Raw genomic sequence first — 7,686 nt, 5'->3', positions numbered from 1 at the left:
GAATGAGATTATGCAGTACTTCGCTTAACTCGTCAACCCCCTCGTTTTCTTCAGCACAACCGATGTTATCAAACATCCAGCTCAACGACCTCCCCAACTACTTGATTTCGTTCAGCTTTTACTGTGCTGCAGAAGCAGGATGCGAACTATAGCAAACCTGAGCGCACTCATGCAAGAGGCATGAAACGAAATGTGCATCGATCCGGCCACACCCGGCCAGGCGGCAGCCCCAGCGCCATCGATGAAAAAGAGCGGTGACCGAAGTCACCGCAAAGACCAGCCCATGACATGATCGTTCGCGTGGTCCCTAATCTGCCATCACGGCGGCGCATCCTGCAGTTGGCGCCACTCCTCGTCGCTGAACAGCCGCGAGCGCACGAGGAAACGTCGCCCGGTGCCGTTGTCGAGCGAAAACATGCCGCCGTTGCCAGCCACGACGTCGATGATCAGCTGCGTGCGCCGCCAGTAGGCGAACTGCTGGGCCCCGATATAGAACGGCGTGCCGTCCAGGTCGCCCAGGTGGACATCGTCATCGCCCAGCGTGAACTCCCCCACCGGATAGCACATGGGCGCGCTGCCGTCGCAGCAGCCGCCGGACTGGAAGAACATCAACGGCCCGTAGCGCCCGCGCAGCTCGCCGATGAAGGCCAGCGCCGCAGGTGTCGCCGTCACCCGTGGGATCGCATCCGCCATACGCGCCGCCGTCAGAAGAAGCCCAGCGCCTTCGGGCTGTAGCTGACCAGCAGGTTCTTCGTCTGCTGGTAGTGGTCGAGCATCATCTTGTGGTTCTCGCGTCCGATGCCGGACTGCTTGTAGCCGCCGAACGCCGCATGCGCCGGGTACAGGTGGTAGCAGTTGGTCCAGACGCGCCCCGCCTGGATCGCGCGCCCGACGCGGAAGGCGCGGCTGCCGTCGCGCGTCCACAGCCCCGCGCCCAGGCCGTACAGCGTATCGTTGGCGATGCGTAGCGCGTCCTGCTCGTCCTTGAAGGTGGTCACGGACACTACCGGCCCGAAGATCTCTTCCTGGAAGATGCGCATGCCATTGTCGCCCTTGAACACGGTCGGGCGCACGTAATAGCCGCCGGCCAGTTCGCCCTCGTGCGTGGCGCGCTCGCCGCCGGCCAGCACCTCGGCGCCCTCCTGGCGGCCGATGTCGAGATAGGACAGGATCTTTTCCAGCTGTTCCTGCGACGCCTGGGCACCGATCATCGTGCCTTCGTCGAGGGGATTGCCGGCCTTGATCTGCGCCACGCGCGCCAGCGCGCGTTCCATGAAACGCTCATAGATCGATTCCTGCACCAGCACGCGCGACGGGCAGGTGCAGACCTCGCCCTGGTTCAGCGCGAACATGGCGAAGCCTTCCAGGCATTTGTCGAGGAAGTCGTCGTCCGCATCCATCACGTCGGCGAAGAAGATGTTCGGCGACTTGCCGCCCAGCTCCAGCGTTACGGGGATCAGGTTCTGCGCCGCGTACTGCATGATCAGGCGGCCTGTCCCCGTCTCGCCCGTGAAGGCGATCTTGGCGATGCGCTTGCTCGATGCGAGCGGCTTGCCCGCCTCCAGGCCGAAGCCGTTGACGACGTTGACCACGCCCGGCGGCAGCAGGTCGGCGACCAGCTCGAGCAGCACCATGATCGATGCCGGCGTCTGCTCGGCCGGTTTCAGCACCACGCAATTGCCGGCAGCCAGCGCGGGCGCCAGCTTCCAGACGGCCATCAGGATCGGGAAATTCCAGGGGATGATCTGGCCCACCACGCCCAGCGGCTCGTGGAAATGGTAGGCATAGGTCTCGTGGTCGATGGTCGAGATCGCGCCCTCCTGCGTGCGGATGCAGCTGGCGAAGTAGCGGAAGTGGTCGATCGCCAGCGGCAGGTCGGCCGCCATCGTCTCGCGGATCGGCTTGCCGTTGTCGATGGTCTCGGCGGTCGCGAGCGTGCGCAGGTTTTCCTCCATGCGGTCGGCGATCCGGTTCAGGATGTTGGCGCGCTCGGCCGGCGAGGTCTTGCCCCAGGCGTCCTTCGCCGCATGGGCGGCATCCAGCGCCAGCTCGATGTCTTCGCTCGTGGAGCGCGCGACTTCGCAGAACGGCTGGCCCGTGATCGGCGTGACGTTGGCAAAGTAGTCGCCCTTGACGGGCGCGACGAACTTGCCGCCGATGTAGTTGTCGTAGCGCTGGCGGAAGGGATTGGCGACGCCGAGCTTGCTGATATCCGCGAGATTCATGTCGTCCTCTTTCTCTGGTTGCCGTTGTTCCTCCGCTATCGCAAGCGGCGTGCCAGGACCTCATGCCCGTGGCGGCGCTCCAGCGCTGCTGCGTCGCCGGTACAGGTGATCCGAAACGGAACAACACACCGCACGTTTGCGCCCGTGGACTGCAGACTTGCGCCGCGGCGAGTATATTGTTGAAGGTTTACCTATACCCGATGCTGGAGAAACGATGAAGTACCCCTTGTTGCGCCTGAATGCCGTTGCCGCCCTGTTCGCCGCCGGCTCGGCATCCGCCGCTCCCGACCTGCCCGCGCAACCCGTCCAGACGAACGCCCCGATCCCCGTCGTGGTCGTCAGCGGCAGCCGCGCCGAACACCTGAGCTTCGACCTGCCGGCCTCGGTCGACGTGGTCGACGCCGGCCGCATCGACGCCGCCCAGATGCGCGTGAACGCGTCCGAAGCGCTGGTCGCCGTGCCTGGCCTGGTCGTGCAGAACCGCCAGAACTATGCGCAGGACCTGCAGATCTCGTCGCGCGGCTTCGGCGCGCGCTCGACGTTCGGCGTGCGCGGGGTACGCCTGATCGCCGACGGCATCCCGGCCACCATGCCGGACGGCCAGGGCCAGGCCGCCACTTTCAACCTCGACATGGCCCAGCGCATCGAAGTGCTGCGCGGCCCCCTGTCCGCCCTGTACGGCAACCATGCGGGCGGCGTGATCCAGCTGTTCACCCGCGATCCCGAAGGGCGGCCCGACGTCGAAGTGGGCTACTCGGCCGGCAGCTACGGCACGCACAAGACCGACGTCAACGCCGGCGGCAAGGAAGGCCAGTTCGGCTGGCTGCTCGACGCGTCGCGCTTCGATACCGACGGCTACCGCGCGCACAGCGCCGCCCGCCGCGACCAGGCCTACGCCAAGCTGACCTACGAGCCGAACGCGGACAGCAAGCTGACCATCACCGCCAGCGGCCTGCGCCAGGACGACACCCAGGATCCGCTCGGCGTCACCTGGGCGACCTTCCAGCGCGACCCGCGCGCCGGCGAGATCGACACGACGGACACCGCGCGTCCGCAGCGCACCCTCGCCGACCGCTACGACACGCGCAAGAGCATCGACCACCAGCAGATCGGCCTGTCCTGGGACCAGCGCTTCGGCGACGACCGCCTGCGCCTGACCGTCTACGGCGGCAACCGCGAAGTGATCCAGTACCAGTCGTTCTCGAAAGGCTTCCAGGCGCCGGCCAGCCATTCGGGCGGCGTGGTCGACTTCGACCGCGACTTCTACGGCATCGACGCCAACTGGACGATGTCGCGCCCGTTCGCGGACGGCACCCTGCGCACCGTCGTCGGCCTCGAGGCGGGCAAGTCGAAGGATGCGCGCCAGGGCTTCGAGAACTACATCGGCGACCAGTTCGGCGTGAAGGGCGCCCTGCGCCGCGACGAGGAAGACGACGTGCGCAACGTCGACCCCTACGTCCAGCTCGAATGGGAGCGCGGCCAGTGGGTCTATACGGGCGGCCTGCGCCACAGCAGCGTGAAGTTCAGCGTCGACGACCATTACCTATCGAACGGCAACGACAGCGGCAGCGTCGACTACAGCCACACGACGCCGATGCTGGGCGTTCTGTACAAGGCGACGCCGCAACTGAACCTGTATGCGAGCGCGGCGCGCGGCTTCGAGACGCCCACGTTGAACGAGGTGTTCTATTCGGGCACCGGCGGCGGCTTCAACTACAACCTGGGCGCGGCCACCAGCACGCAGCTCGAGATCGGCGCCAAGGCGATGCCGACGCGCGACGTGCGCATCAACGCCGCCCTGTTCCAGGCACGCACCCGCGACGAGCTGGTCGTCGACGCCTCCAGCGGCGGCCGCACCAGCTACCGCAACGCCAGCAAGACGCTGCGCCAGGGCTTTGAACTGTCGGTCGACGCCGACCTGCGCGCCGGCTTCTCGGCCCGCATCGCGGCCACGGTGCTGCGCGCCATCTACGACGAAGCCTTTGCCGGCGTGGCGGACGGCAACCGCCTGCCGGGCGTGCCGAACACGAGCCTGTTCGGCGAGCTGGCGTGGAAGAACGAGGATGGCCGCTGGGGCGCGGCGCTGGAAACCGTCGCCAACGGCAAGGTCCATCCGGACGACGCCAACGCGGCGGTGCCGGCGCCCGGCTATGCGATCTTCAATGCGCGCGTGCAGGCACGCCAGCAGATCGGCGCGTGGCGCCTGCGCGAATATGCGCGCGTGAACAATCTGTTCGACCGCACCTATGTCGGTTCCGTCATCGTCGGCGACAGCAACCGCCGCTATTACGAAGCGGCGCCGGACCGCAACTGGGTGCTGGGCATGAGCGCGCAATACCAGTTCTGACGCCAGTTCTGACGCCAGTTCCGGCGCCTGGCGTGGCGGCGCTGCGATCTAGGCGCGGGCCAGCGCCCGCGCCGCGTGGTCCGGGTACAGGCGCTCCAGCGTCTCCACGGTGACCTGGCCGACCAGCGCCTGGATGCGCGTCGCCGCCGCCGCGGCATCGGGCGCCTCGCGCGCGGCCTTCCACATCGGCGCCAGTTCCGCTTCGCGCCGCGCCAGGGCGGCCTCGACCTCGGCCTGCCAGAACGGCGGCGCCTCCCCTTCCACGAAGTTGCCGCGGCCGCGGCCGAAGTGCGCCACCGCCAGGTAGCGCAGCACGCTGCCGACCAGCAGCGTGCGCAGGAACGGGTCGGCGAACTGCACGTCCGGCCGTTCGCGGTCCGTCGTCGTATTGAATCCCCAGGCGGCGCCGGCCGCCGTCAGGCCGCCCACGATCGCGCCCAGCAGCGCGCCGCCGCCCAGCGTCAGGCCGCCCGCCATCAGGTCGGCCGACAATCCCGTCGCCGCACCCGACACGACGGCGCCCAGCAGGCCCGCCTGCGCCTTGTCGATCGGCGCGCGCACGGCGAAATTCTCGCGCACGCGCGCATTGATGCGGCCCGCCTGGCCGGGGTCGAGCCGGTGCAGGCGCAGGAGTTCGATGGTCGTGTCGGCGATACGCCGCTCCAGGCGTTCGACCAGGCCGGCCATCGCCGCGTCCTGGCGCTTCTGCTCGTCCTTGCCCAGGCCGACGGCCTTCAGCGCCGAGCGCAGGAAGTTGCCTTTGCTTTCCGTATCGAGCGCCTGCTCGTCGCGCGCCGCATCGGCCAGCAATCGCGCATTCAAGGCCTGCGCGGCGTGGAAGCGGTGCAAATTCCCCGCCTGCCACTCGGCCAGCAGGCGCGCATAGCCGTCGCGCTTGGATTCCTCGATCACCTTGCCGACGCGGTCGTAGAACACGTCCTCGTGCACCCAGCAGCGCGCGAACGCGTCGAGGGGAAGCACGTCGCGCACGATCGCGTACTGGGACAGGTGCTGCTTCCAGCGCGCCTGCTCGCCCTGCTCCTGCTGGTCCGGGCGCGGCGGCCCGAGCTGGTTGAGCAGCACGACGACGGGCTTGCCCAGCCATTCGAGGATGCGCATCTCGGCCGGCAGGTAGCCGGCATCGCGCGGATCCTCGGACGAATTCACCAGGTACAGCACGACGTCGGCCGCATCCTTGGCTGCGCGCAGCGCCTGCTGGCTGAGCCAGAACGGCCGGTCGCGGTAGCGGTCGAAGACCTCGCGCAGGAACCAGCCGATCGGGTTGCCCGACATGGCCAGGCGCCGCAGCAGGCGCACGGAATCGCCGAAGCCGGGCGTGTCCCACAGTAGCAGGCGGTCGCCCTGGGCGCTCTGCTGCAGCAGGTGCGCTTCCGACGTGACGGTGACGTGGGCCGCGTCGCGCACTTCGCCGACGTCCACGCCGACCAGCGTGCGCGCGAGCGTCGTCTTGCCGTTGTTGGTGTGCGAGACGAGGGCGAACTGGATGTCGACGGGCTGGCTCATGACACCCTCGACGTTGCCAGGCCCACGCCGACGTCGAGCGGGTATTTGTCCGGATGCAGCAGGTCGACCACGGTGGCCGTCGTGCCGTGGTACTCGCAGAACTGGCGCCACAGGGATGCGCGCTCGTCGAGGCGCGCGTCGAAGCCGGCTTGTCCTGCGCCGCGTTCGGCCAGGCTCGATTCGTCGAGCAGCACGGCGATGCCGCGCGGCGTGTTGCGCGCCAGGTAGTCGAGGAAGGCACCGTGATTCTCGCGCTCGGGCGTCGCCGCGAGGTTGAACAGCACGGCCGTGACGGCGACGTCGGCATCGTCCAGGCGCGCGTCGCGCAGCGTGTCCTTCGGCTCCTCGCCGTACGGCGACGATGGCCGCAGCATCAGCTGCGCCTGTTCGCCCAGGACCTTCGCGGCGATCGCGGCGAGTCCCTTGTGGCGGGCTTCGTCGACCGTAAAGCTGTACGGCATCACGCGCAGCACGGCAGGGCCGGATGCGCCGATGCGGTCGGCCAGCGCGCGGAAATAGGGCTGGCCGAGGTCGAGCGGGAAGCGGCGCGCGATCAGGCGCGCACGCAGCGCCGACACGATCGCCAGCACGAGGCGCGGCAGCACGACGAACAGCATCAGCGTTGCCGCGTACAGGTGCACCCAGCGCGCGCCGCCGGCCGGCGACGGTTCCTGTACGAAGCGCAGCGCCTGGATGTCGGCCAGCGAAAAGCCCTGCAGCGGGAACACGGCCAGGGCCGGCGCGAACAGCGCGGACAACAGCGCGTGTACCTGCTGCGCATCGAGGAAAGTGCTTTCCCAGCCGGCCGCATATGCGTTCGTGACGCCGCGCGCATACAGCGAGGCGATGGCGCCGAGGGCAAACGCCGCGGCGGCCAGGTGCACGGTGCGGCCAAGGCGCAAGCTGGTCAGCTTGGCCGCCAGCTGGCTCCAGTCGCTCAGGTATTGGGCAAGCCCTGCCGCCATCGGCGCCGGCAGCTTGCGCGGCAGGCCGGCCGCACCGACGGACAATCGGCGCAGCAGGTTCGGGCTGGCCCATCCCGTCTTTTTCGAGGGGATCACTGCCCATACGATGAGGGCAAGGTAGACGAGCAGGTTCCAGCCGATGATCAAGAGGAGCGGTACCGACAGCAGGTCGACGCGGTGCGGGTCGGCGATGCGGTCCAGGCCCGCGCCGGCGAGGAAGCCGAGGATGGGCAGGAGCACGGCGAGGGCCGGCATCAGCGGACGGCGGTGGAGGAAGGACGCGAAGGCGGGGGTGCGCTCGGCCAGGCGCTTGGTGACGAGGTCGGCACGCTGCTGCAGGAACAGCTCGAGCGCAGGGGCACCCTTGCCTTCCGCTGTCTGCCAGTTGGCGAGCTCGCGGGCGCTGCGGCTCGCGTACAGCCGGTCGTCGTCGGAAAGAATCTCGTGTTTGGTGTCCGCCGTCTCGATGGCGCGCATCAGCACGACCTTGCGTGCAGCCTGCTCGTTCATGGTCCTCCTGTCGTTTTAACAATCCACCAGGAGCATTGTGCACGAGTTAGCGGGAGGCGACCGTACGATCGGGCGCCACAAAGCAAAAAACCCCACCAGCATCACCTGGTGGGGT

5 protein-coding genes are annotated in these 7,686 nt (G+C 68.1%); 1 reads left to right on the top strand and 4 read right to left on the bottom strand.

The window, feature by feature from the left end:
- Positions 1-318: 318 nt before the first annotated feature.
- Together QPK32_RS26350 and adh are read right to left on the bottom strand one after the other, a co-directional pair.
- On the bottom strand, positions 319-693 hold the full coding sequence (locus tag QPK32_RS26350) for a DUF779 domain-containing protein (protein ID WP_290415745.1): 375 nt from the start codon (positions 691-693) through the stop codon (positions 319-321).
- An 11-nt stretch (positions 694-704) separates the two neighbouring features.
- On the bottom strand, positions 705-2,225 hold the full coding sequence (adh, locus tag QPK32_RS26345; RefSeq protein ID WP_290415744.1) for an aldehyde dehydrogenase: 1,521 nt from the start codon (positions 2,223-2,225) through the stop codon (positions 705-707).
- 214 nt (positions 2,226-2,439) lie between these two features.
- Between adh and QPK32_RS26340 the strand changes: the two genes are divergently transcribed.
- Positions 2,440-4,572, top strand: coding sequence for a TonB-dependent receptor (locus tag QPK32_RS26340; protein ID WP_290415743.1), 2,133 nt, complete (start codon positions 2,440-2,442; stop codon positions 4,570-4,572).
- A 48-nt stretch (positions 4,573-4,620) separates the two neighbouring features.
- Here the strand turns inward: QPK32_RS26340 and QPK32_RS26335 are convergent, their stop codons facing one another.
- Both QPK32_RS26335 and QPK32_RS26330 read right to left on the bottom strand, forming a co-directional pair.
- Positions 4,621-6,096: a GTPase domain-containing protein gene (locus QPK32_RS26335; protein WP_290415742.1), complete on the bottom strand. Its 1,476-nt coding sequence runs from the start codon at positions 6,094-6,096 to the stop codon at positions 4,621-4,623.
- Positions 6,093-7,571 (bottom strand): DUF2868 domain-containing protein, encoded by a 1,479-nt coding sequence (locus tag QPK32_RS26330; RefSeq protein ID WP_290415741.1) that lies wholly within the window; start codon positions 7,569-7,571, stop codon positions 6,093-6,095. Before QPK32_RS26330 ends, QPK32_RS26335 begins: the two co-directional genes overlap by 4 nt.
- Between the last annotated feature and the right edge of the window lie 115 nt (positions 7,572-7,686).

Origin of the sequence: Massilia sp. YIM B02763, from assembly GCF_030412015.1 — a bacterium.
In the GTDB taxonomy this organism is placed as follows: Bacteria; Pseudomonadota; Gammaproteobacteria; order Burkholderiales; family Burkholderiaceae_D; genus Telluria.
The sequence above is the reverse complement of the archived record's forward strand: the minus strand, read 5'-3'. Positions and strand labels throughout refer to the sequence as shown.

Excerpts from the sequence above, each read along its gene's own strand:
- QPK32_RS26350 (WP_290415745.1), bottom strand. The coding sequence starts at position 693 with ATGGCGGATGCGATCCCACGGGTGACGGCGACACCTGCGGCGCTGGCC.
- QPK32_RS26335 (WP_290415742.1), bottom strand. The coding sequence starts at position 6,096 with ATGAGCCAGCCCGTCGACATCCAGTTCGCCCTCGTCTCGCACACCAAC.
- QPK32_RS26340 (WP_290415743.1), top strand. The coding sequence starts at position 2,440 with ATGAAGTACCCCTTGTTGCGCCTGAATGCCGTTGCCGCCCTGTTCGCC.
- adh (WP_290415744.1), bottom strand. The coding sequence starts at position 2,225 with ATGAATCTCGCGGATATCAGCAAGCTCGGCGTCGCCAATCCCTTCCGC.
- QPK32_RS26330 (WP_290415741.1), bottom strand. The coding sequence starts at position 7,571 with ATGAACGAGCAGGCTGCACGCAAGGTCGTGCTGATGCGCGCCATCGAG.